Genomic DNA, 22,878 nt, shown 5'->3' with positions numbered 1-22,878 from the left:
GCTAAACTAATGTGTTCTTTTGTGGTCTAAAAAAACAAAAACTCCTTTATGGCCATCAAATATATTATATCAACCCTAATGACATTAGGGTTAATTTCTTCTATTTATGCACAACCTAAAAGTGTCGATCCCTCTGATAAAAACATTATTGTTTCGGGTAAGGTAATCGATAAAACTATGAATTATCCACTAGAATACGCTACCATTGCTTTTTTTAGTAAGGCTGAAAATAAAATTGTAGACGGGGGTATTACTGATGCAGAAGGCAAATTTAGCATACCTATTCCTAAAGGTATTTATGATATTTCAATTGAATATATCTCCTATAAAAAAGTTACTTTAAAAAATAAGAATTTAACAAAAAACGAAAATCTAGGAGTAATAGGTTTAACCGAAGATTTAGAAGCTTTAGACGAAGTTGAAGTGATTGCTGAACGAACCACGGTAGAAATTAAGCTGGATAAGAAAATATATAATATTGGAAAGGATTTAACCACTGCTGGAGGCACCGTAAGCGATGCCCTAAATAATGTCCCTTCCGTATCAGTTGATGTAGAAGGAGGAATTAGCTTAAGAGGAAACGAAAACGTCCGTATTTTAATTAATGGAAAACCATCGGCAATGGCTGGCTTTGGCGATACTAATATTTTTAGTCAATTACCAGCCGAAGCGATTGAACGGGTTGAAGTAATCACTTCCCCTTCTGCAAGATACGATGCCGAAGGTACTGCTGGAATATTAAATATTATTTTAAGACAAAAAGAAACCCTAGGGTTTAACGGGTCTTTTAATTTAACCCTTGGAACACCAGATAATGCAGGGATTTCAGCTAATTTAAATTACAGAACAGAAAAATATAATTTATTTACAAATTTAGGCTACCGCTATTCTGCTCCACCTAGAACAAGTTACAGCGACAGCAAATATTCTGAAACTGATGCCGGAATACCAGAATACGAAAGAATTATTGAAGATCAGAATGTAGACCGCATAAACAGAAACTACAATGCCAATTTAGGAATGGAGTATTTTATATCCGATAAAACTTCAGTAACCGGTAGTTTGTTTTACAACTTCGGTAATGACGATGATTTGTCAATTAATGTAAGTGATCGATATAACGGCGGTAATATTGTTGAAAAAACAATACGTAATGAACGCGAAGGTGAAGATGATAAAAGATACCAGTTAGCCTTAAATTATATTACTAAATTTAATGATGATGGACATCAGTTAACTGCCGATTTACAATATGAAAATGACTTTGAAGATAAATTAACTTTAATAGATGAAAATTACGAGTTTACTGATAAAGTGAATCCTGATCCGTTTCAAAACGAAAATGTATTTACAACCGAAGACCAAAACGAATACTTAATACAAACCGATTATGTGCTTCCTATAAATGAAAATGCGAGATTTGAAGCGGGGTATAGAGGTAATTTTAGTAATAAAATAACAGATTATATTCTCGAGCAGGAAGATATTAGTGATGGAAGCTATTTTATTAATGATACTTTGACCAATGTATTCGACTATACTCAAAATGTAAACGCCGTATACACTCAATATGGTACTAAGTTTGGTGAATTTTCATTCCTTTTGGGACTTCGCTTAGAAAATACACAAATAAAAGGAAACATAGATTCACGATTAACCGAAGAAGAGCTTCAAAGTGCTTTTGGTTATCCAATAGACACCGACTTTAATAATAATTATTTAGGACTATTCCCAACCGTTAATTTAATTTACAATTTATCGGGAGATAGTGAAGATTCTGAAGAAAACGTATCATTTGGATATAACCGACGTATTAACAGACCTAATAGTTGGTATATTAATCCGTTTCCATCACGTTCCAGTCGTACAACCGTTTTTCAAGGGAATCCAAATTTAGATCCAGCTTTCGCTAGCGCATTCGACATTGGTTACTTAAAGCGCTGGGATAAACTTACCTTAACCTCTTCGGTGTATTACCAGCACGAAACCGAATCGTTCGAATTTATTCAAGAAAACACGGGTTACTTTACCTCTGATGGCATCCAAATTACAAGAAGAATACCTATAAACTTATCGACTAACATAAGAACAGGTGGTGAAGTTGGGATTATGTATAACCCTGAAAAGTGGTTACGAATCAATTCTAGCTTTAACTTTTTCCAGTTTGAAAAAGATGGAGAGTTTAATGGCATAGATTATAGTGCTAAAAACACGAGTTGGTTTGCTCGTTTTAGTAGTAAAGTAACATTGCCTTCAGACATCGATTGGCAAACTAATATGAACTATCGAGGAGCGAACGCCACTGCCCAAGGAGAAACAAAAGGTATCTTCTCGTTAGATATTGCATTAAGTAAAGACCTTTTCAATAATAATGCAACGGTTTCATTAAATGCCAGAGATCTGTTAAATTCAAGAAAATATCGTACTGTAAGATTTACAGAAGGCATAGAGACTTATGGTGAGTTCCAATGGAGACAACGTCAAATTAATTTATCTTTAATTTACAGATTTAATCAACAGAAAAAACGTGAGCGACCAAACCAAGGTGGTGGTATGGACGATGATGATATGGGAGGTTTTTAAAAAATTAACCCAACAGCCAATAAAAAAGGGGAGACTAAATTTAGTCTCCCCTTTTTTATTCTATTTATTAAAACTATGTCTCGTTTATTAACGCTTAGCTTTTTTTTCTTCTCTAATTTCTTTAATTCTTTCAATTAAAGCTCCCCCAATCCAGTAAGGAATTACGAAAGTTAATAAGAAAATCATTAACCAAAACCCTATGGTTAAAATGGTTAAGAATGCTAAAAATCCTAAATATTGGTCAAAATCGAACATAATTATCAAGTGTCTTTAAAAAATATGTAGCAAAGATAATATAAAGCTTTTTGTAATACAATATGAAACTAAAAATTATTAACAGACTTTTTAAGAAAATAATTCTTGTTTTACCTTAAGATTGTACTAAGCTACTGTTATTCAATAAAAACAATTAATTCTATTTATTAAGTGTTAATCCTAATTAATCTAAATTTGGTTGCGGGGTCATCCTTAAATAGGGTTTTACCTCTTTATGCCCTTTTGGAAATAAATCAGGTATTTCTTCATTTGTAATAGCAGGAGAAATCACAACATCTTCACCGTTTTTCCAGTTTGCAGGTGTCGCGACCTTATGATAAGCCGTTAATTGCAAACTATCAATAACCCTTAAAAGTTCTTCAAAGTTTCTTCCTGTTGATGCAGGATACGTAATAATCAATTTCACCTTCTTATCATCTCCAATCACAAAAACCGAACGAACGGTGAATTTTTCACTAGCATTTGGATGAATCATATCATATAATTCAGATACTTTTCGGTCTTCATCAGCGATAATTGGAAAATTTACTGTTGTGTTTTGCGTTTCGTTAATATCGTTTACCCAACCTTTGTGGGATTCTAAACCATCCACACTTAATGCTACAACTTTTACGTTACGCTTTGCAAATTCCTCTTTATATTTCGCCACCGTTCCCAATTCTGTAGTACAAACCGGAGTATAATCAGCTGGATGTGAAAATAATATACCCCAACTATCACCTAACCATTCATGAAAATTAATATCACCTTCAGTAGACTTTGCCGTAAAGTTAGGGGCTTCATCTCCTAATCTTATTGTTGCCATAATTAAAATTATTTACAGTTTAATTCCTACTAAATTAATCAATTTAATAGATTTTAAAGAATAAATTCAATATATATTTTCAAGATGAAAAAAAATTAATAAATCTACCTTTTATCATACATTAAAACCTACTAAAAAGTTAACTTTGTTACTTTAATCAAATCATTATTACGATGAGTTTTAGAATAGAAAAAGATACCATGGGCGAGGTTAAAGTGCCTGCCGATAAACTTTGGGGCGCACAAACTGAGCGCTCTCGAAACAATTTTAAAATAGGGCCTGTGGCATCTATGCCATTAGAGATTGTTTACGGGTTTGCCTACTTAAAAAAAGCTGCGGCTTTTACTAACTGCGAACTGGGTGTATTACCCATTGAAAAACGCGATTTAATCGCTGCCGTTTGCGATGAAATATTAGATGGAAAACACGACGATCAGTTTCCTTTAGTTATTTGGCAAACCGGTTCGGGGACCCAAAGTAATATGAATGTTAATGAGGTTATTGCTAATAGAGCTCAGCAGTTAGCGGGTAAAGTTATAGGCGAAGGTGATAAAGTAATTCAACCAAACGACGATGTAAATAAGTCACAATCATCAAACGACACATTCCCTACAGGGATGCATATTGCAGCCTACAAAAAAATTGTAGAAGTTACTATTCCTGGTGTAAAACAATTACGAGATACACTTCAAAAAAAATCTGAAGCTTTTAAAAACGTTGTTAAAATTGGTCGTACGCACTTAATGGATGCTACACCATTAACTTTAGGTCAAGAGCTATCTGGTTATGTTGCACAACTAAATCACGGATTAAATGCTCTGGAAAACACTTTGCCTCATTTAAGCGAATTAGCTTTAGGTGGTACTGCGGTTGGTACAGGATTAAATACACCTAAAGGATATAGTAAGCGTGTTGCTGAATATATCGCCCAATTTACCAAATTACCTTTTGTAACGGCTCCTAATAAATTTGAAGCACTTGCGGCTCATGATGCGTTAGTTGAGACTCATGGAGCTTTAAAGCAATTAGCTGTTTCGTTAAATAAAATTGCCAACGATATTAGACTAATGGCTTCTGGTCCAAGAAGTGGTATTGGTGAAATAATTATTCCGGCAAACGAACCAGGGAGTTCAATTATGCCAGGGAAAGTAAACCCAACACAGTGTGAAGCTTTAACTATGGTTTGCGCTCAGGTAATGGGTAACGATGTTGCTGTTTCGGTTGGCGGTTTACAGGGACATTACGAATTAAATGTATTCAAACCTGTAATGGCTGCAAATGTTTTACAATCGGCTCAATTAATTGGTGATGCCTGCGTAAGTTTTGAAGAAAATTGCGCTGTAGGTATAGAACCCAACCACGATGTAATTAAAAAATTACTAAATAATTCGTTAATGCTGGTAACGGCTTTAAATACAAAAATTGGATATTACAAAGCTGCTGAAATTGCAAATACAGCACATAAAAACGGCACAACTTTAAAAGAAGAGGCAATTAATTTAGGGTATGTATCTGCTGAAGACTATGATGAGTGGGTAAAACCTGAAGATATGGTTGGAAGTTTAAAATAACATCCTCCTTAAATTTATTTTCATAAAAAAACAGGTAAAATATTTTACCTGTTTTTTTTTAAGTTGGTTAGCTATTAATCTTCCTTAGTTAGTTTAGTTAGTTCTTTACCGAAGGAAGTTATGCCAAATATATCATTATACATCTTTCCATCAATTAACAAATGTTAATTCTTTTCATTTTTTTTTCTAATCCTACTTAATTGTACTGGAGTAATACCTAAATACGACGCTATATGATATTGAGGAATAAGCTTATCTACGTTCGGAATTTGTTTCTGTAACTCTTCGTAGCGATCTTTGGCCTCGAGCGAAATCAAGTCAACCAAACGTTTCTCATACAACATATAAAAACGTTGTAATATTTTATTGTAAAGTTTACTTACCGACAAATTGGTCTCTGCCAGTTTCATAACTTTTATAAAATCAATTTCCCGAATTTCACAATCGGAAAGTGCTTCAAAAACAAATTGAGAAGGTTCATTTTTCATTAAAGCGGTTAATGAACCAAAAAAACTATTGGATAGATAAAAACTTTTATTGAATTCTTTACCAGCTTCCGTACATAAATAGCAGCGCACCAAACCGTTCAACAACAAATATACTTTATTTGGTGTTTCGTTAAGTTTAACTAGTTGTGTACCTGATTTTACCGTTTTTAATTCAGATACATTTATTAGGGCTTTAAATGTTTCATCGGAAATATCAGTTATTGCATTTAAAATCTCTTCTTCTACTTGCATACGATCTTAATTATGTTTTTATAAAAGACTTATTAGTAGGGTTAAAATGAACAGATGCATTAAAATGAAATCAAAGGAACTTTTTATTATTAAAACCGCTTACTATTTATAAGATTGACATAACAAAGCGTAGGTGGTTTTTATGTGCTATTAATTTTCCTAAGGTGATACAGTTGCTCTGTAATGGCCTCAAAGTTAATCGTAAAATTGTATAACACAAAAAATAAATAGGTATTTAGGTATAATGATATTTTTCTTCTGTAAAACAAATTGAAAGCAAAAAAACCTCAGGCTTTTACCTGAGGTTTCTAATTTCGGGGCTCTATATTTACAGCAATATCGAAATCTTATTTATTAATGAATGGCTTTTAACCATTTTCATTAAATTATTGAAGTATAAATTCGGAAGTAGCCACTAAATCTTTTTCATTATAAACATTTACGATATAACGTCCTTTGTCGAAATCATTATCGTTTTTTGGAGCAATAAATTCGCATACATTTAAATTCGCATTTTCGTAATTAAATTTACTAATCACACTATAATTTAAAGTAACATCATCGAATTGCACTTGCTCATTTAAACCTATAATATTATTTTTAGGATCAACTACCTGTACGTAAAGCTCTTGATCGCCAGATTGAACTAATTTATTTTTAGCTACAATAAAACAAACTCTAATTTTATCACTTCGACGCGCACGTTCGGTAGGAATTACTTTTCCTGAAGTTCTAACTATAACACCAGATGCTTTTAAATCTACAGCCGACAACACCGCGGCATCTGAAACAACTTCTGCTAAAGCTGTATTTTGAATTAACAACGAATCGTTAAACATGGTACGCTCTTCTAAACGAACACGTGTACTATCTAAAGATGTTGCTAAATAGGCATTTTGAACTTTTAACGAATCGTTTTGGGCTAATAGAACATCCATTTCCTTTTGTAACGATATATATTTTTGTTTGTATCGCCATAAGCTTTTTACGTTTGTTTCAGATATCTTTAAAGAATCTATTAAACCTTGAATACGTGCATGAGCTTCTACTAAATTTTGGTTGGCAACCTCATTTTCACCGATAGCTTCTTTATACTGGTCGGCCATAAGGCTTAACTCGTCCATTACTTTTTGTTTTTCCTCTGTTAAGTCCTTTTGAACTTTAGAGCTTTCCTGATAAAGATTCATTGAGTAGAATGCTGTTCCTAAAAATAGAACAACTGCAATCCCTAACGCAACCTTCAGTCCGATACTAGTTTTGTTGTTTTCCATAATTGCTTGTTTTTAATGATTAAAAAATCTAGGTTTTTATTTTGTTGGTTATAATGCCATAAATAAATAATGATGTAATTTAGTTTCAAAATTTATTTACTCACATGGATAAACTTACTTTATTTGATAAAAATAGTTTAAATAAACTTTTAAACAAACGTTCGGGCGAATCCAAGTTTGGTCAGGATGTTAAATACTTAACCAGCATTTCCAATATATACGAGCAACTTAAAAGTTTGGATGTCAAGTATGTAATTATTGGCTTACCCGAGGATGTAGGAGTATTTGCTAATCATGGTAAAACAGGAACTTCAAAAACGTGGGAAATTGCCTTAAAAACCTTATTAAACATACAAAGTAACGAGTTTACATCGGCAGATAAAGTATTAATTTTAGGGCATTTAAACTTTTCTGAAGAATTAAAACAACTGGATAAATTAATTCCAACCAAAACTAAACATATTGTAGCGGCCAGAAATCTGGTGAAAGACATTGATAAACATGTGGTGTTTTTAGTAAACCAAATTGTTCTTGCAGGCAAAACACCTATCATTATAGGTGGAGGACATAATAATGCATATGGCAATTTAAAAGGTACAAGTTTGGCTTTAAAAAAACCTGTAAATGCTATAAATCTCGATGCACATTCCGATTTCAGAGCTGAAGAAGGTAGACATAGCGGAAATGGATTTAGTTATGCCTTTAACGAAGGTTTTTTGAACAATTATTTTGTATTTGGTTTGCAAAGAAATTATACTTCTAAAAATCTTTTTAAGTCATTAAACAAATTAGACACCGTCCAATACATCACTTTTGAAGATTTAGAAGTATTGCAAAAAATAAAATTTTCTACAGCAATGAAACAAGGTTTAGAGTTTGTTTCCCATTCAGCATTTGGAATCGAAATAGATTGCGACACCATTGAAAACGTTCCGAGTAGCGCCATGACCCCTAGTGGTTTTTCGGTAAATAAAGCGAGGCGATTTGTTAGTTATTTCGGAAAACACAAAAATGCCGCTTATTTACATATCTGCGAAGCTGCACCAACTTCAAAGTCAGCAACACAGGTTGGTAAACTTATTGCCTTTTTAATTACCGATTTTATTTATGCTCAAAACCATTTAAAATAAATTAAATCATTCCATCAGCTTATGAATTAAGGCATATTGCAGAAGCACTATCGTTCTCGTATCATGAATTTTTCCTGAATTTAACATCTCAATAGCTTTGGAGAAAGGAAGTTCTAATACTTCAATATCTTCATGCTCACTAGCTAATCCGCCACCGCTGTTAACTTTCATATTTTCGGTATATTCACCAATAAAAAAATGCATTTTTTCAGTCATAACACCAGGAGAAGAATAAGCTTCATATACTTTTTTTACCGAATGTAACCTATATCCTACCTCCTCTTCTGTTTCTCGAATAATACAATCTTCAGGATTATCTTTATCCAGCATCCCTGCACAAATTTCAACCAAAAAGCCATCGGCATTATCGTTTAAAAAAGTAGGCATTCTAAATTGCTTAGTTAAAATAACCGTTTGCTTTTCCCTATTATACAACAATATTCCGGCACCGTCGCCGCGGTCATAAACTTCACGCATTTGGGTAACCCATTCTCCAGAACGCATTAAATACTTAAATACAAATTTATTAAGCACATAATAGTTATTGGAGAGCAGCGTCTTTTTAATATCTTTTACTGGTTTCATATATTTATTTTATAATTTCTAAAATTAATAAAAGTTGATATTTAAAAAGTAAGACTTTGTTCGTAGACTATTTTTTATTTTAAAGCTATAGGTTTCAAGTTTTGCGTACCAATTTAAATAGTACAAGTCCTACAATAAGACGTTTAATAATTTCATTTTTAACTTTTTAATAAATAAAATATATTATATTTGATAATCGTTAAATCATAATAGAGCATCATATTATGCTGCCTTTAATATTTATGGTATTTATGCTTTTACTCAGCCAACTAAACATTCTAACGGTACTAATTATCGTTGTTATATTTTTCACTATACTCTTATTTTTGGGAATTAGGAAATCCTATAAACTTAAAAAAGAAAATGAACGTCTCGATAAGATAAGCGAAGAGATGGCTCGAAAGGAAGAAAAATATAAAGATTTTACCGAAGGCCATATGTACAATAATAACTAGAACAATTATGTTAACGCTACTTTTAGTTTTGAATACTTGATGATTTAAGTGAAATAATTTACAAAATAACTATCACTTTATAGAATATAAAAAAGCCTGCTTTAAGCAGGCTTTTTTATATTTTGCTAGCGAACTAGTTTTTTATATTTAATGCGTTTTGGGGTTAAATCACCTCCTAAACGTTTTTTCTTATTTTCTTCATATTCACTAAAACTTCCCTCAAAGAAATACACTTGTGAATCTCCTTCAAAAGCCAAAATGTGGGTACAAATTCTATCAAGGAACCAACGGTCGTGAGAAATCACTACAGCACATCCGGCAAAATTTTCTAAACCTTCTTCAAGAGCTCGCAATGTATTCACATCAAGATCGTTCGTAGGCTCATCCAGTAATAGAACATTTCCTTCTTCTTTTAGTGTCATAGCCAAGTGTAAACGGTTTCGCTCTCCTCCTGATAGCAACTTCACTTTTTTATTTTGTTCTCCTCCAGAAAAATTAAAACGGCTTAAATACGCTCTTGAGTTCACCTCTTTTCCTCCCATTAAAACCAACTCCTGTTCATCGCTAAAATTTTGCCAAATAGTTTTCTCTGGGTCTATATTCGAGTGGCTCTGGTCTACATAAGCAATCTTAGCCGTGTCACCTACCTTAAACTCGCCTTTGTCAGGAGTTTCTTCACCCATAATCATTCTGAAAATGGTTGTTTTACCAGCACCATTTGGACCGATAACTCCAACAATTCCGGCTTGTGGCAAGTTAAAGTTTAAGTCTTCGTATAGTAATTTATCGTCATAGCCTTTACTAACGCCAACGGCTTCAATAACGTTTGTTCCTAAACGAGGGCCATTAGGGATATAAATCTCCAATTTCTCATCCAGTTGTTTCTGGTCTTGACTTAATAATTTATCGTAATTCTTTAATCTCGCTTTTTGTTTCGTTTGACGCCCTTTCGCTCCTTGCCTCACCCATTCTAACTCGCGCTCTAATGTTTTCTGACGTTTAGAAGCGGATTTACTTTCCTGAGCTAATCGTTTTGCTTTTTGGTCTAACCACGAAGAATAATTTCCTTTCCATGGAATGCCTTCGCCTCGGTCTAATTCTAAAATCCAACCAGCTACGTTATCTAAAAAGTATCTATCGTGCGTTACAGCTATTACAGTTCCTTTATATTGTGCCAAATGTTGCTCTAACCAGTGTACAGACTCAGCATCCAAATGGTTAGTAGGCTCGTCGAGTAATAATACATCCGGTTCTTGTAATAACAATCGGCATAAAGCTACACGGCGACGTTCACCACCAGAAAGTACACTAATTTTCTTATCACCATCTGGTGTACGAAGCGCATCCATAGCGATTTCCAATTTGGTATCTAACTCCCAGGCATTAGAAGCATCAATCTGGTCTTGTAATGCTGCCTGTCGATTCATTAGTTTTTCCATCTTGTCGGGATCACTATACACTTCTTCCAAGCCGAACATGTCGTTTATCTTATTGTATTCATCGAGAATCGCAACCGTTTCAGCAGCTCCTTCTTTTACAATTTCCATAACGGTTTTTTCTTCGTCCAACTGAGGTTCCTGCTCTAAGTATCCAACCGAATAATCCTGCAAAAAGGTTACATCGCCTTGATAATTTTTGTCTAAGCCTGCAATTATTTTCAGTAAAGTAGACTTACCAGAGCCATTTAAACCGAGAATCCCGATTTTGGCTCCATAAAAAAAGCTTAAATAAATATTTTTTAAAACTGGTGTGTTAGCACCTTGAAATGTCTTGGTTAAACCAGACATAGAAAAGATTACTTTCTTATCGTCACTCATTATACTCTTCCTTTTAATGCGTTAAAAACCCAAGCAATTGCAAAAAAACCTATCCCTACCGATGCAAAGCCCCAGCCCGCAACATCATCATACCTAAAAGCTCCAAGCGCTATAAGTCCAAGTCCAACAAAAATCATAATCCAAGTTGCCCATGATAACACGGTATTTTTATTCATTGCCATAATTAATTTAATTCTTTTTAGGGCGCATCCTTGTTTGTTAACAAGGTCAGGCTTTTTGCTATATCTCTCAACTTTGTTGTGAGGATGCCGCTTCAATCCTTTGCGCGAGGTTACAAAAGACAAATATCGTACATTTAACAGGAATTGTAAAGCATATAATTTAATATTCTTTCAACACGAAGTATTAAATCATTTTATTACAATTAATTAAGTAAAGGGTATTGATATAAAATTTTCAAAAATTAAAACATCTAAATTAAATTTACTATCGTATATTGTCAAAAGCCTCACCCCGTGAGGCTTTTTGTTAATTTTATCTTTAACAGTAAACAATATTTTATAATTTAGTAACCCAAAAAAATAAAATTTCTCCCAAAATGAACAAAATCAAGTATTTAGCTGTTTTAACCTTTTTATTTACCGTGTCTGTGTTTGCTCAAACTGAAAACGCAGAGGAAGACAAATTATCATTAAACAGCGGTACCATTGATAATCAATTTGAATATGTAATACAGCGTTCTAACAACTACCAAGATTACAAGGTCGTAAAAAAAGTGTGGCTGTATGCTTTGAAAGCCCATACTATGGATACGCTAAACGCGGCACACAAAAATCTAAACGATACAAAAGCTGTTGTTAATGCACAAGCGAAAGAAATTGAAGATTTAAAAGCTAATTTATCCGACACACAAAACACACTGAATGCTACCAACTTAGAAAAAGATAGTATGTCTTTGTTTGGTATGCAAATGAGTAAAAGTAGTTATAATGTACTTATGTGGTCTATTATTGCTGGATTATTTGCGTTGTTACTCTTATTTATTTACAAGTTTAAAAACAGTAACGTTGTAACGACACAGGCTAAACAGGCGCTATCCGATATTGAAGAAGAATTTGAGGAACACAGAAAGATTGCCTTGGAGCGTGAGCAAAAAGTAAGACGTCAGCTTCAGGATGAAATTAATAAGCATAAAAAGATTTAAAAAAATAGGGCAACAAAAAAGAGACACTCCTTATTTAAATGTAAAATTAAAAAGAAAAGCGAAGTTAAAACTTCGCTTTTCTTTTTTATAAGAATTTATATTAAACAGTTATCTAACCATTTATAAAACTATTTTTATTCGATTATCTTTGCACATCCAAAAAAAACATCATGCGCATAGATATTATAACCGTATTACCAGAATTATTAAAAAGTCCGTTTGAAGCATCCATTCTAAAACGTGCCATCCAGGCAAATTTGGTAGAAGTTCATTTTCATAATTTACGAGATTATACAACAGATAATTACAAAAGTGTAGACGATTACCAATTTGGTGGAGGAGCTGGTATGGTAATGATGATAGAACCTATCGATAAATGTATTTCGGCACTTAAAGCCGAACGCCATTACGATGAGATTATTTACATGACGCCAGATGGTGAAACATTAAAACAAGGTATAGCAAACCAACTGTCGCTAAAAGAGAACATTATTATTCTATGCGGACATTATAAAGGTGTCGATCAGCGTGTACGAGACCATTTCATTACCCGCGAAATATCTATAGGCGATTATGTACTATCAGGAGGCGAATTAGGAGCTGCTGTATTATGTGATGCAGTAATAAGATTAATTCCTGGAGTTTTAGGGAATGAAACGTCTGCTTTAACGGACTCATTTCAGGATAATTTATTAGCCCCTCCTATTTACACTAAACCTAGAGAATATAAAGGATGGAAAGTCCCTGAGTTACTATTTAGCGGGAACCTCCCTGAGATTGAAAAATGGCGTGAAGCTGAAGCATTCAAAAGAACAAAAGAAAGGCGTCCAGACCTTTTAGACGAATAAAACATTGTGTTAAGGATAGTAGCGGCATCCTTTTGTATAACAAAAGATATAGCGAATAGCCTGACCCGAAAGGTAACACCTTAAAAAAGGAAAAAAACTTTTCATATTATACTTTTAACTGTTAACTTTTTAATTATCTTTGCACCCTGTTTCGGGTTAACCTCTGGCGAAAATCGCGTATGTTGTTCTGAATTAACTATTTAAAATTTAAAGATATGGAATCTTTAGTAAAATTTGTACAAGACGAGTTTGTAGCAAAAAAAGACTTTCCAGAGTTTGGAGCTGGAGATACAATTACTGTGTATTACGAAATTAAAGAGGGTAACAAAACACGTACTCAGTTCTTTAGAGGTGTTGTAATACAAAGAAGAGGTTCAGGAAGTTCTGAAACCTTTACAATTAGAAAAATGTCAGGTACTATAGGTGTGGAGCGTATCTTCCCTATTAACTTACCAGCATTACAAAAAATTGAAGTAAATAAACGTGGTAAAGTACGTAGAGCTAGAATTTTCTACTTTAGAGGACTTACCGGTAAGAAAGCAAGAATTAAGGAAAGTAGACACTAAAAGCGCCTTAATTTCAATAAAAAAAGCCTTGATCATAGTCAAGGCTTTTTTTATGAACAATTGTTAATAACACCTGTTTATAAACCGTTGAAATATAAACAGTTAAAAAAATTGCATTTCCGAGAATTTTACCGTATTTTAGCTAAAGCTTATAAGAATTGATTAGCCATTCAAAGCAATCATAGCCTTATAAACTAAATAAGATAACGTTCACATTAATAATTGTTTTTTGAGATTTTGACGAATCATGTGTAAGCATGTTCTTAAAAAATCATGATATTATTTAAAACTAATTAGAAATAAATAGTTATTAAATAGTTGAAAGTCTAAACAAAACCACGATTTTAAAACAATCATGAGGTTGTTAAAAGACAATGCTTAAAAAAGCTTATCGTATAAGTAAAATGTAGAAAGCATCAAGAAAAACAATTTCACGGAGCATTTTAGTAATAGGTCAATACATTTTGAAAATTACAGAAAAATGTTTCATTAAAATAGTTGCTCTTAAATTGTAAAGGTTTAATGAAAATTTGAACTGATTTAGTGAAACTCTAATTGTTTAAGTTGTACTATTTTAAGAAAGCCATGTCAGAGTAGATTAAAATCTGCAGTGATATGGCTTTTGTTTTTTTAGTAACTACTTATATTAATTAATAATATCTTACTGACTTAGCTGTTTTTTAAACTTATCTAAAAACTTAAGCTATAAATACTTTTTGTTTAAACGATTAAACATTTATACTAATCTATTTTTGTATATTCGCAAATTGAAAAAAATAGCATTTTTTCGATTTCGTTAAACTAAATATCATTTAAAAATAAATCACTCAAGTAATGTCTAATATTATTTATACAAAAACCGATGAAGCTCCTGCTTTAGCTACACACTCATTTTTACCTATTGTTAAAGCATTCGTAAAATCTTCAGGTATTAATATTGAGACTAAAGATATCTCTTTAGCTGCAAGAATTTTAGCTGTATTTCCAGATTTTTTAAAGGAAGAACAACAAGTTTCAGACGATTTAGCACTACTAGGTGAATTAGCTAAGAAACCAGAGGCAAACATTATTAAATTGCCAAATATAAGTGCCTCTATTCCACAATTAAAAGCTGCAATTAAAGAATTACAGTCTCAGGGGTATGCGTTACCAAGTTATCCTGACGAACCTGCAAATGACGCTGAAAAAGACGTTAAAGCACGTTATGACAAAGTAAAAGGAAGTGCGGTTAATCCTGTTTTGCGTGAAGGTAATTCAGATCGACGCGCTCCAAAAGCCGTTAAAAATTATGCTAAAAACAATCCGCATTCAATGGGTGTTTGGACTAAAGATTCTAAAACGCACGTGGCAACAATGCAATCAGGCGATTTTGCTCACAACGAAAAATCTTTAACCTCTCCAGAAGCCACTTCAATAAAAATAGTTCATACCGATACTAATGGTAACGAATCTATTTTAAAAGATAGCTTTGACATTCAAAAAGGTGAAATTATAGATGCCACCGTTATGAATAAAAAAGCTTTAATTACCTTTTTTGAAAAACAAGTAGCAGATGCTAAGGAAAATGGTGTTTTGTTTTCATTACACATGAAAGCAACCATGATGAAAGTCAGTGATCCAATTATTTTTGGTCATGCCGTAAAGATTTTCTTTAAGGATGTATTTGCAAAACATGGTGAAGTTTTAGAAGAAATTGGAGTTGATGTAAATAGTGGTTTTGGAAATTTAGTAGAAAAATTACAAGAATTACCAGAAGATAAGCGTAACACCATTCAGGCTGATATCGACCATGTATTTGCTAATGGTCCTGGATTAGCTATGGTAAATAGTGATAAAGGAATAACTAATTTACATGTACCTAGTGACGTTATTATTGACGCTTCTATGCCGGCAATGATTCGTACTTCTGGTCAAATGTGGAATGCCGAAGGAAAATTACAAGACACAAAGGCTGTTATTCCAGATAGTAGTTATGCTGGTGTTTATGCTGCTACTATAGATTTCTGTAAAGAAAATGGTGCTTTTGACCCTACAACTATGGGAACGGTTCCTAATGTTGGATTAATGGCTCAAAAAGCAGAAGAATATGGATCTCATGATAAAACTTTTGAAATTCCATCGAATGGAAAAGTAACGGTAATTGATGCTAACGGTAACACATTATTAGAGCATTCTGTTGAGGAAGGCGATATTTGGAGAATGTGTCAAACTAAAGATGCTCCTGTTCAAGATTGGGTTAAATTAGCTGTAACACGAGCTAGAGCCTCAGAAACTCCCGCTGTTTTCTGGTTAGATGAAAATAGGGCTCATGATGCTGAATTAATTAAAAAAGTAAACACTTATTTAAAAGATCATGATACTACTGGATTAGATTTAAGAATTTTAGCACCCGTAGATGCAACCATATTTACATGTCAAAGGCTTAAAGAAGGTTTAGACACCATTTCTGTTTCAGGAAACGTATTACGTGATTATTTAACAGACCTATTCCCTATTTTAGAAGTAGGTACTAGTGCAAAAATGTTATCTATTGTACCATTAATGAATGGTGGTGGATTATTTGAAACAGGTGCTGGAGGTTCTGCCCCTAAACACGTACAACAATTGTTAGAAGAAAATCATTTACGTTGGGATTCTTTAGGTGAGTTTTTAGCTCTTGCCGTTTCTTTAGAGCATTTCAGTGAAGTAAACAATAATGGAAAGGCTAAAATTTTAGGTGAAACCTTGGATGATGCAACCAGTACTTTGCTTGAAAACAAAAAAGGACCATCAAGAAAAGCTGGCGAATTAGATAATAGAGGTAGTCACTTTTACTTAGCTTTATATTGGGCTCAAGAATTAGCCAAACAAACCAAAGATGCTGATTTAAAAGCAGAGTTCGAACCTATTGCCAAGAGTTTAGCTGATAATGAAGAGGCTATAATTAAAGAATTAACCGATATTCAGGGTAAATCTGTGTCTATAGGTGGTTATTACGAGCCAAATGAGGATTTAACAAATCAGGTGATGCGTCCTAGTGGGACATTAAATAGTATTCTTGCTTAATTAGTAAATTAGGCCAATGTAACCATAATGTTAGTTATAAATACTTCTTATGATGTAAGAATTTACAAAATAATTAACATTATTTTCTGTTATAAGATAATATATTGTACTAATAAACCTATTTCATCTATCAATAAACTATGAATATTAAAAAATTAACCTTTTGGAGCTCCATCATTTTAATTCCTATTTTGATTTATATATTTTTTTTAAAAAATGAAAGTGACATCATTTCTATAACTGCTAATGTTAGCAAAGGCTCTTTTATAGATGAAGTTATTATATCTGGTGAAGCCCAATCAACTAGTTCCAAACAAATAAACGGTCCTAGTGATGCCAGACGATTTGGTATTTACAATATAAAAATTCAAGATTTAGTTCCTGAAGGAACAGTTGTTAAAAAAGGAGGTTATATTGGACAATTAGATGTTTCTGAACTTAATGGAAAAATTCTTGATGCTCAACTTAATTTAGAAAAAGCAGAATCAAAATATACGCAACAACAACTGGATACTACACTAACTCTGAAACAAGAACGTAATGCTATTAAAGATTTACTTTTTGAAATAGAAGAAACTAAACTTGAATTAAATCAATCAAAATACGAAGCTCCAGCAGTTATAAGGCAATTAGAGATAACGTTAGAAAAATCTCAAAGAAATTTAAAAGGGAAAAACGAAGACTACGCGATAAAGAAAAGACAGGCAAATGCCAAAATGGTTGAAGTTGGTACTGAAGTTTCAAAAATAAGAAAACAAATCGATGAACTTTTGGCACTTCAAAAAGAATTTACCATCTACTCTGATGAACCTGGAATGGTTACTTATATTAAAGAATGGAATGGCAGTAAAAAACAAGTTGGAGCTACCATTTCACCTTGGAAACCAGCAATTGCAAGTCTACCAGATTTATCCAAAATGGAATCAAAAACATACAGCAACGAAGTTGATGTTAGAAAAATCAAAAAAGGCTTACCGGTAAAAATTGGTTTCGATGCCTTTCCTGATATCGAATTAGAAGGTGTCGTTACAGAGGTTGCTAATGTTGGTGAAACCAAACGCGGATCTGATATCAAATTATTTCAGGTTTTAATAAAGCTAAACGACACAAACAAAAATATCAGACCAGGCATGACTACATCTAACCGTATTTTAACAAATCAAGAAGATAACGTATTAATGATGCCTTTGGAGGCTGTTTTTTTAAAAGATTCTATTAGTTATGCTTATGTGAAATCTGGTTTATCAATAGAGAAACAAGAGGTTAATCTTGGAGAATCAAACAACGAGGTGGTTATTATAAAAAAAGGATTAAAAGAAAATGATGTGGTTTACCTTAATAAACCCGAAGGGCTCGAAGAAAAAAGTATTAAACGACTAAAGTAACATGATAAATAAAATACTTTTTGAAAAGCTAAAGTCTAATTTTAATGAAGCCTTTTGGTTTATTAAAACCAATAAAATCAGGACTTTTTTAACGGCTCTAGGCATTATTTTCGGTGTTGCCTCGGTAATTACTATGCTAGCTATTGGTAACGGAGCTGAAAAAGAGATTTTATCGCAGCTTGAACTCGTTGGAGTAAATAACATTGTTATTTCCGCTATTCCAGACGAAAAAAAAGAAGATGAAAATGAAACAGAAGAAGAAAATCAAAAAAATGAAACAAAACGATTTTCAAAAGGCTTAGATTTACTAGATGCTGCAAGTATAAAAAAACGTATTTCTAATGTTCGTTTGGTAAGTCCCGAAATTATTTTAAGTACATATGTTATAAATAATGGGAAGCAAAATCCTGTAAAATTAATAGGTGTTTCCCCTGCCTTTTTTAAAACTTCCAATCTTGAATTAAGAAATGGAAAATACTTTTCCAAGCATCAATTAAATAAAGCGTTGCCTATTTGTATTATAGGTGAAAAAGTTGAAAAAAAATTGTTCACAGGAGAAAGTGGTCTGGGAAAATTCATAAAAGTAAAAGATGTTTGGTTGCAAATTATAGGAATTATTGAAGAAAAATTTATATCGGATAAAGCACAGGAAAACTTAGGTATTAGAGATGTAAACGAAGATATATACATTCCAACCAGTACATTTTTAGTCAGGTATCGCGATCGCAAAATCATAGCAGACAATATATATGCGAGTAGAACTAATCCGAACGAACCAAAAGTAAAAACATATCGCGGAAACTACCACCAAATTGATAAACTAACCGTTCAAGTTTCCAATTCTAACGAATTAAAAGCTACTGCCGAAGTGTTAAGTAAAATGCTAAAAAGAAGACATAACGACGTTTTAGATTTTGAAATTACTATTCCCATCCAACTACTTAAACAACAACAAAAAACAAAACAAATATTTAATATAGTTCTAAGTATCATCGCAGGTATTTCATTACTTATAGGTGGTATTGGCATTATGAATATTATGCTCGCATCTGTTTTAGAACGTACTAAAGAAATAGGCATAATTCGTGCTATTGGAGCTACCGAAGAAGATGTTGTTTTACAATTTTTATCTGAATCAATATTAATCAGCGTAGGTGGCGGTGTTCTTGGAATCATATTAGGCATTATTGGCGCTTATGTTATAGAAATATTCTCTGGTATTGAAACCGTTTTGTCCTGGTCGTCTATTTTAGTTTCTTTTTTTATTGCTGTCCTTGTTGGACTGTTCTTCGGAATTTTCCCAGCCAAATCAGCAGCAAGAAAACGACCTATAGAAGCATTACGTACCGAATAAATACATAACCGAGTACCTACAAATTATTCATCAATCAAAACTATCGTTAAATGAAAAAATTCCTTTTCATAATTATTTTACTCAACACCAGTTTGGTTGTCGTGGGGCAATCTAAACAAATAACACTAAAAGAGGCTATAGAAATTGCGAAAAAACAATCGCCCGATTACAAAACAAATATTAACAGAAATCAAGGTAGTTACTGGAGATTCAGAAACTACAAAGCAAGCTTTCTACCTCAGTTTAGAATTGATGCTACACTACCAGAATATAACAATTCCATAAGAAGGATTACTAACGACAATGGCCAAGATACCTATGTAAATCAAAACCAATTAATTGTAAATAGTTCCCTAGGCATATCACAAAACATCCCTTATACAGGTGGTAGGATTTCTGTTTTTTCAAATATCGAACGTATTGAGTTGTTTGGTTTAAATGACAATATTGGCTACTCAGTTATTCCTTTTTCCATAAATTATTACCAAAACTCATTATTATACAACCCTTTTAAATGGCAACGTGAAATAGAACCCTTGATGTTTGAAGAATCGAAACGTGAGTTTATTGAAACAATGGAGGAAATTGCTGTTACAACCTGCAATCAATATTTTAGCTTATTAAAAGCACAAATGCAGTTAGAAATTGCTAAAAAAAATGTTGCTAATCAAGATACGCTTTATCAAATTTCTTTAGGACGTTTTAAAATGGGTAAAATAGCGGAAAATGAACTATTACAAATGGAACTTACACTTTTAAACTCGAAAAATACGGTAACCACTAATACCATCGACTTAAAAAGAGCGTCTCAAAATCTGTCTAGATACTTAGAAATTGAGAATGAAAACATAATACTAGATGTTCCAGAAAAGCTTCCTTTGTTTGATGTTGATGTTAAAAAAGCTCTGGAAGAAGCGCAATCTAATAGAAAAGCCGTTGTAGCCTTTAGAAGAAAACGATTAGAAGCTGAAAGAGAACTTGCTAGAGCAAAAGGAACAAATAAGGTAGAAATGAGTTTAAATGCAAATTTTGGAATATCAAATAATGCCAACGATTTCAATACATTATTTAATAATTATAATAAACAACAAAATGTATCACTAACACTTTCTGTTCCAATTTTTGACTGGGGTGTATCGAAATCACGAAGAAAAATGGCTGAAGCAGATTTAGAACTAGTCAATAATAATGTAGAGCAAGAAAAACAAGCCTTCGAGCAAGAAATATATTTACATGTGTTAAATTGGAGTAATCAACGAGATTTTCTTTACACTGCAGAGAAAGCAAAAGAAGTAGCTACCAAACGCTATGAAATATCAAACAAACGCTATGTTTTAGGAAAAATAACCATTACCGATTTAAATATTGCTTTACAAGAAAAAGATAAAGCTGTACTTCAATATCTCAATTCACTTGAGAAATTTTGGCGAGATTATTATATATTAAGACAACTTACCCTTTATGATTTTATTAAAAATGAAAAAATTAAAGTTGAAGATCTTATTTATGATTAAAAACGCCAATTAATGTTTATTTTTGGCTTATGAATTTTACCAAGATAACAGAACAGGACTCTAATTATAACCATCTGGAAAAGATGAGCGTAAACGAACTGTTAAGTAATATTAATAATGAGGACAAATCTGTAGCATTTGCCGTTGAAAAAACACTGCCTAGCATTGAAAAATTAGTCAATATAGTTATCCAAAAATTAAAAGATGGAGGTCGTTTGTTTTATATTGGAGCTGGCACTAGTGGTCGATTAGGTATTTTAGATGCCTCGGAATGTCCCCCTACTTTTGGAGTTCCTTACGACTTAGTTATAGGCCTAATAGCCGGAGGTGATATTGCTATACGAAAAGCTGTAGAATTTGCTGAAGACTCCGAAAATCAAGGCTGGAAAGATTTACAAAGTTATAATATTACAAACAAGGATGTTGTTATTGGAATTGCAGCTTCTGGTACTACACCATATGTGATTGCTGCACTAAAATCATGCAACGAAAATGACATCATTACCGGATGCATTACTTGTAATGCAGGTAGCCCTTTATCAGAAGCAGCCCTATACCCAATTGAAGTTGTTGTTGGTCCCGAATTTATTACTGGAAGCTCAAGAATGAAAGCTGGTACAGCTCAAAAAATGGTTCTAAACATGATAACGACATCTACCATGATTCAATTAGGACGTATTAAAGGTAATAAAATGGTAGATATGCAATTGAGCAACAACAAACTTGTAGATCGGGGTACCAAAATGATTATGTCTGAACTTAATGTTAATGAAGCTAAGGCGAAACAACTTTTAACCACGTATAAAAGCGTAAGAGAAGCAATAAAAAATTATAACAATGCAAACAAATAACCGAACGGATAAAAAAAGACTTTTTCAAGGAATTAAAACATTAGCCTTTGCTGTAATGAGTCTATTTATGGGACCTATTTTATTTACTGTTGCAGAAAGCGACCCCGATAATAAATATCACACCCCGTTATTAATTATAGCAATATTGATTTGTGTATTTGCTGTGTTTCTAGTGTTTAAAGGTATAAAGACCATTATGTCAAGTATGTTTCGAAAATAGTTCCTATAACTTATTTATGCTCTTGGCGTAGTAGCGTTATATCCAAACTCCAAATCATTAATTGAAATTTTCATACCGTTTAATATATAATTTATAATAGCATAATGATGAATGGTATGACTATTAGCTTGTGCTAGTAACGCTCCTATGGTATAAGGAATCTCAATATTCCCTTCTCCTAAATTATCAACAACAATTATTTCTTGATTAGTATTTACTCTAAAATTACGAAGCTTATTATTTAATTCATATAAATAATTTATTGCATCACTACAATGTTGCTCAACCAATGGGTTTCTGCTTCGCGTTGTTAAGTCAATTTTATTATTTCTCAATTTAAAAATACAGTCATAAAAATCTAAAATATGTCTTACATGCTTTCCTATTGATGAGAAATATGGAGGGATTGATGTATTGCTTAACTGTTCATCCGTTAAATTAAATAGGATTACTTCAGCTTTCTTGAGGGACTTTAAAGTAGGTTCTATTAGGCTATTCATGGTACCTAATGTACTCAATTTATTTAATAAATAAAATACTAGTTTATCTTCTTTATAATATCCTCTTGCCTCATAAACAAATAAAGCCTTTATCGTATTAAGGATAAAGGCTTTATTTGTATTGTAATAGTGACCAGGCTGGGGCTCGAACCCAGGACCCTTTCATTAAAAGTGAAATGCTCTACCAACTGAGCTAC

Annotated in this window: 21 protein-coding genes; 13 read left to right on the top strand and 8 right to left on the bottom strand. The window is 32.7% G+C overall.

The annotated features are described in order from the left end of the window. Nucleotides 1–48: 48 nt before the first annotated feature. Nucleotides 49–2,583, top strand: a complete 2,535-nt coding sequence (locus ICJ83_RS15685) for an outer membrane beta-barrel family protein (RefSeq protein ID WP_188231358.1) — start codon at nt 49–51, stop codon at nt 2,581–2,583. Nucleotides 2,584–2,670: 87 nt separating this feature from the next. On the opposite strand, the gene ICJ83_RS15680 is transcribed toward ICJ83_RS15685, so the two are convergent. Together ICJ83_RS15680 and ICJ83_RS15675 are read right to left on the bottom strand one after the other, a co-directional pair. Beyond that, complete coding sequence (locus tag ICJ83_RS15680) at nt 2,671–2,838, bottom strand: hypothetical protein (RefSeq protein ID WP_188231357.1); 168 nt, start codon at nt 2,836–2,838, stop codon at nt 2,671–2,673. A gap of 184 nt (nt 2,839–3,022) precedes the next feature. Continuing rightward, entirely contained in the window at nt 3,023–3,664 is a 642-nt protein-coding gene (locus ICJ83_RS15675) for a peroxiredoxin (RefSeq protein WP_188231356.1), read from the bottom strand. Between the two features lie 173 nt (nt 3,665–3,837). On the opposite strand from ICJ83_RS15675, the gene fumC reads away from it, so the two are divergent. Next, nucleotides 3,838–5,235: a class II fumarate hydratase gene (gene fumC, locus ICJ83_RS15670; protein ID WP_188231355.1), complete on the top strand. Its 1,398-nt coding sequence runs from the start codon at nt 3,838–3,840 to the stop codon at nt 5,233–5,235. 164 nt (nt 5,236–5,399) lie between these two features. On the opposite strand, the gene ICJ83_RS15665 is transcribed toward fumC, so the two are convergent. Next, nucleotides 5,400–5,975 (bottom strand): Crp/Fnr family transcriptional regulator, encoded by a 576-nt coding sequence (locus ICJ83_RS15665; protein ID WP_188231354.1) that lies wholly within the window; start codon nt 5,973–5,975, stop codon nt 5,400–5,402. Nucleotides 5,976–6,361: 386 nt separating this feature from the next. Then, a complete protein-coding gene (locus ICJ83_RS15660; protein ID WP_188231353.1) occupies nt 6,362–7,246 on the bottom strand; it encodes a chromosome partitioning protein ParA in 885 nt (294 codons plus the stop codon). A 104-nt stretch (nt 7,247–7,350) separates the two neighbouring features. Between ICJ83_RS15660 and ICJ83_RS15655 the strand changes: the two genes are divergently transcribed. After that, a complete protein-coding gene (locus tag ICJ83_RS15655) occupies nt 7,351–8,376 on the top strand; it encodes a formimidoylglutamase (protein WP_188231352.1) in 1,026 nt (341 codons plus the stop codon). Nucleotides 8,377–8,382: 6 nt separating this feature from the next. On the opposite strand, the gene ICJ83_RS15650 is transcribed toward ICJ83_RS15655, so the two are convergent. Beyond that, nucleotides 8,383–8,961 (bottom strand): NUDIX domain-containing protein, encoded by a 579-nt coding sequence (locus ICJ83_RS15650; protein WP_188231351.1) that lies wholly within the window; start codon nt 8,959–8,961, stop codon nt 8,383–8,385. 326 nt (nt 8,962–9,287) lie between these two features. Here ICJ83_RS15650 and ICJ83_RS17075 point away from each other — a divergent pair, with 326 nt between their 5' ends. Further along, on the top strand, nt 9,288–9,416 hold the full coding sequence (locus tag ICJ83_RS17075; protein WP_262891565.1) for a hypothetical protein: 129 nt from the start codon (nt 9,288–9,290) through the stop codon (nt 9,414–9,416). A 125-nt stretch (nt 9,417–9,541) separates the two neighbouring features. Here the strand turns inward: ICJ83_RS17075 and ettA are convergent, their stop codons facing one another. Then, complete coding sequence (gene ettA / locus ICJ83_RS15640) at nt 9,542–11,233, bottom strand: energy-dependent translational throttle protein EttA (RefSeq protein ID WP_188231349.1); 1,692 nt, start codon at nt 11,231–11,233, stop codon at nt 9,542–9,544. After that, entirely contained in the window at nt 11,233–11,415 is a 183-nt protein-coding gene (locus tag ICJ83_RS15635) for a CAL67264 family membrane protein (protein WP_188231348.1), read from the bottom strand. The genes ettA and ICJ83_RS15635 overlap by 1 nt, the downstream gene beginning before the upstream one ends. 377 nt (nt 11,416–11,792) lie before the next feature. Here ICJ83_RS15635 and ICJ83_RS15630 point away from each other — a divergent pair, with 377 nt between their 5' ends. The 9 genes from ICJ83_RS15630 (at nt 11,793) to ICJ83_RS15590 (ending at nt 22,181) form a co-directional block, all read left to right on the top strand. Next, nucleotides 11,793–12,398 (top strand): tRNA (guanine-N1)-methyltransferase, encoded by a 606-nt coding sequence (locus ICJ83_RS15630; protein ID WP_188231347.1) that lies wholly within the window; start codon nt 11,793–11,795, stop codon nt 12,396–12,398. A gap of 170 nt (nt 12,399–12,568) precedes the next feature. After that, on the top strand, nt 12,569–13,246 hold the full coding sequence (gene trmD, locus ICJ83_RS15625) for a tRNA (guanosine(37)-N1)-methyltransferase TrmD (RefSeq protein ID WP_188231346.1): 678 nt from the start codon (nt 12,569–12,571) through the stop codon (nt 13,244–13,246). A gap of 215 nt (nt 13,247–13,461) precedes the next feature. Continuing rightward, nucleotides 13,462–13,812 (top strand): 50S ribosomal protein L19, encoded by a 351-nt coding sequence (gene rplS / locus ICJ83_RS15620; RefSeq protein ID WP_188222437.1) that lies wholly within the window; start codon nt 13,462–13,464, stop codon nt 13,810–13,812. A gap of 834 nt (nt 13,813–14,646) precedes the next feature. Beyond that, nucleotides 14,647–16,857, top strand: a complete 2,211-nt coding sequence (locus tag ICJ83_RS15615) for an NADP-dependent isocitrate dehydrogenase (protein WP_188231345.1) — start codon at nt 14,647–14,649, stop codon at nt 16,855–16,857. Between the two features lie 140 nt (nt 16,858–16,997). Beyond that, entirely contained in the window at nt 16,998–18,242 is a 1,245-nt protein-coding gene (locus tag ICJ83_RS15610) for an efflux RND transporter periplasmic adaptor subunit (RefSeq protein ID WP_188231344.1), read from the top strand. Nucleotide 18,243: 1 nt separating this feature from the next. Then, on the top strand, nt 18,244–19,596 hold the full coding sequence (locus ICJ83_RS15605) for an ABC transporter permease (protein ID WP_188231343.1): 1,353 nt from the start codon (nt 18,244–18,246) through the stop codon (nt 19,594–19,596). 50 nt (nt 19,597–19,646) lie between these two features. Next, nucleotides 19,647–21,110, top strand: coding sequence for a TolC family protein (locus ICJ83_RS15600; protein WP_188231342.1), 1,464 nt, complete (start codon nt 19,647–19,649; stop codon nt 21,108–21,110). 29 nt (nt 21,111–21,139) lie between these two features. Continuing rightward, nucleotides 21,140–21,961: an N-acetylmuramic acid 6-phosphate etherase gene (gene murQ, locus ICJ83_RS15595; protein ID WP_188231341.1), complete on the top strand. Its 822-nt coding sequence runs from the start codon at nt 21,140–21,142 to the stop codon at nt 21,959–21,961. Beyond that, nucleotides 21,948–22,181: a DUF6095 family protein gene (locus ICJ83_RS15590; RefSeq protein WP_188231340.1), complete on the top strand. Its 234-nt coding sequence runs from the start codon at nt 21,948–21,950 to the stop codon at nt 22,179–22,181. Before murQ ends, ICJ83_RS15590 begins: the two co-directional genes overlap by 14 nt. A 14-nt stretch (nt 22,182–22,195) precedes the next feature. Here ICJ83_RS15590 and ICJ83_RS15585 read toward each other — a convergent pair whose 3' ends face one another. Then, entirely contained in the window at nt 22,196–22,699 is a 504-nt protein-coding gene (locus tag ICJ83_RS15585) for a DinB family protein (protein WP_223154811.1), read from the bottom strand. Nucleotides 22,700–22,878 lie beyond the last annotated feature (179 nt).

The organism is Aestuariibaculum sediminum, from assembly GCF_014596945.1.
GTDB lineage: Bacteria > Bacteroidota > Bacteroidia > Flavobacteriales > Flavobacteriaceae > Aestuariibaculum > Aestuariibaculum sediminum.
This window is presented reverse-complemented; position numbering and strand designations above follow the sequence as displayed.

What these genes read in the sequence shown, in the direction of transcription:
- ICJ83_RS15685 (WP_188231358.1), top strand. Translation starts at nt 49, where the DNA reads ATGGCCATCAAATATATTATATCAACCCTAATGACATTAGGGTTAATT.
- ICJ83_RS15680 (WP_188231357.1), bottom strand. Translation starts at nt 2,838, where the DNA reads ATGTTCGATTTTGACCAATATTTAGGATTTTTAGCATTCTTAACCATT.
- ICJ83_RS15675 (WP_188231356.1), bottom strand. Translation starts at nt 3,664, where the DNA reads ATGGCAACAATAAGATTAGGAGATGAAGCCCCTAACTTTACGGCAAAG.
- fumC (WP_188231355.1), top strand. Translation starts at nt 3,838, where the DNA reads ATGAGTTTTAGAATAGAAAAAGATACCATGGGCGAGGTTAAAGTGCCT.
- ICJ83_RS15665 (WP_188231354.1), bottom strand. Translation starts at nt 5,975, where the DNA reads ATGCAAGTAGAAGAAGAGATTTTAAATGCAATAACTGATATTTCCGAT.
- ICJ83_RS15660 (WP_188231353.1), bottom strand. Translation starts at nt 7,246, where the DNA reads ATGGAAAACAACAAAACTAGTATCGGACTGAAGGTTGCGTTAGGGATT.
- ICJ83_RS15655 (WP_188231352.1), top strand. Translation starts at nt 7,351, where the DNA reads ATGGATAAACTTACTTTATTTGATAAAAATAGTTTAAATAAACTTTTA.
- ICJ83_RS15650 (WP_188231351.1), bottom strand. Translation starts at nt 8,961, where the DNA reads ATGAAACCAGTAAAAGATATTAAAAAGACGCTGCTCTCCAATAACTAT.
- ettA (WP_188231349.1), bottom strand. Translation starts at nt 11,233, where the DNA reads ATGAGTGACGATAAGAAAGTAATCTTTTCTATGTCTGGTTTAACCAAG.
- ICJ83_RS15635 (WP_188231348.1), bottom strand. Translation starts at nt 11,415, where the DNA reads ATGGCAATGAATAAAAATACCGTGTTATCATGGGCAACTTGGATTATG.
- ICJ83_RS15630 (WP_188231347.1), top strand. Translation starts at nt 11,793, where the DNA reads ATGAACAAAATCAAGTATTTAGCTGTTTTAACCTTTTTATTTACCGTG.
- trmD (WP_188231346.1), top strand. Translation starts at nt 12,569, where the DNA reads ATGCGCATAGATATTATAACCGTATTACCAGAATTATTAAAAAGTCCG.
- rplS (WP_188222437.1), top strand. Translation starts at nt 13,462, where the DNA reads ATGGAATCTTTAGTAAAATTTGTACAAGACGAGTTTGTAGCAAAAAAA.
- ICJ83_RS15615 (WP_188231345.1), top strand. Translation starts at nt 14,647, where the DNA reads ATGTCTAATATTATTTATACAAAAACCGATGAAGCTCCTGCTTTAGCT.
- ICJ83_RS15610 (WP_188231344.1), top strand. Translation starts at nt 16,998, where the DNA reads ATGAATATTAAAAAATTAACCTTTTGGAGCTCCATCATTTTAATTCCT.
- ICJ83_RS15605 (WP_188231343.1), top strand. Translation starts at nt 18,244, where the DNA reads ATGATAAATAAAATACTTTTTGAAAAGCTAAAGTCTAATTTTAATGAA.
- ICJ83_RS15600 (WP_188231342.1), top strand. Translation starts at nt 19,647, where the DNA reads ATGAAAAAATTCCTTTTCATAATTATTTTACTCAACACCAGTTTGGTT.
- murQ (WP_188231341.1), top strand. Translation starts at nt 21,140, where the DNA reads ATGAATTTTACCAAGATAACAGAACAGGACTCTAATTATAACCATCTG.
- ICJ83_RS15590 (WP_188231340.1), top strand. Translation starts at nt 21,948, where the DNA reads ATGCAAACAAATAACCGAACGGATAAAAAAAGACTTTTTCAAGGAATT.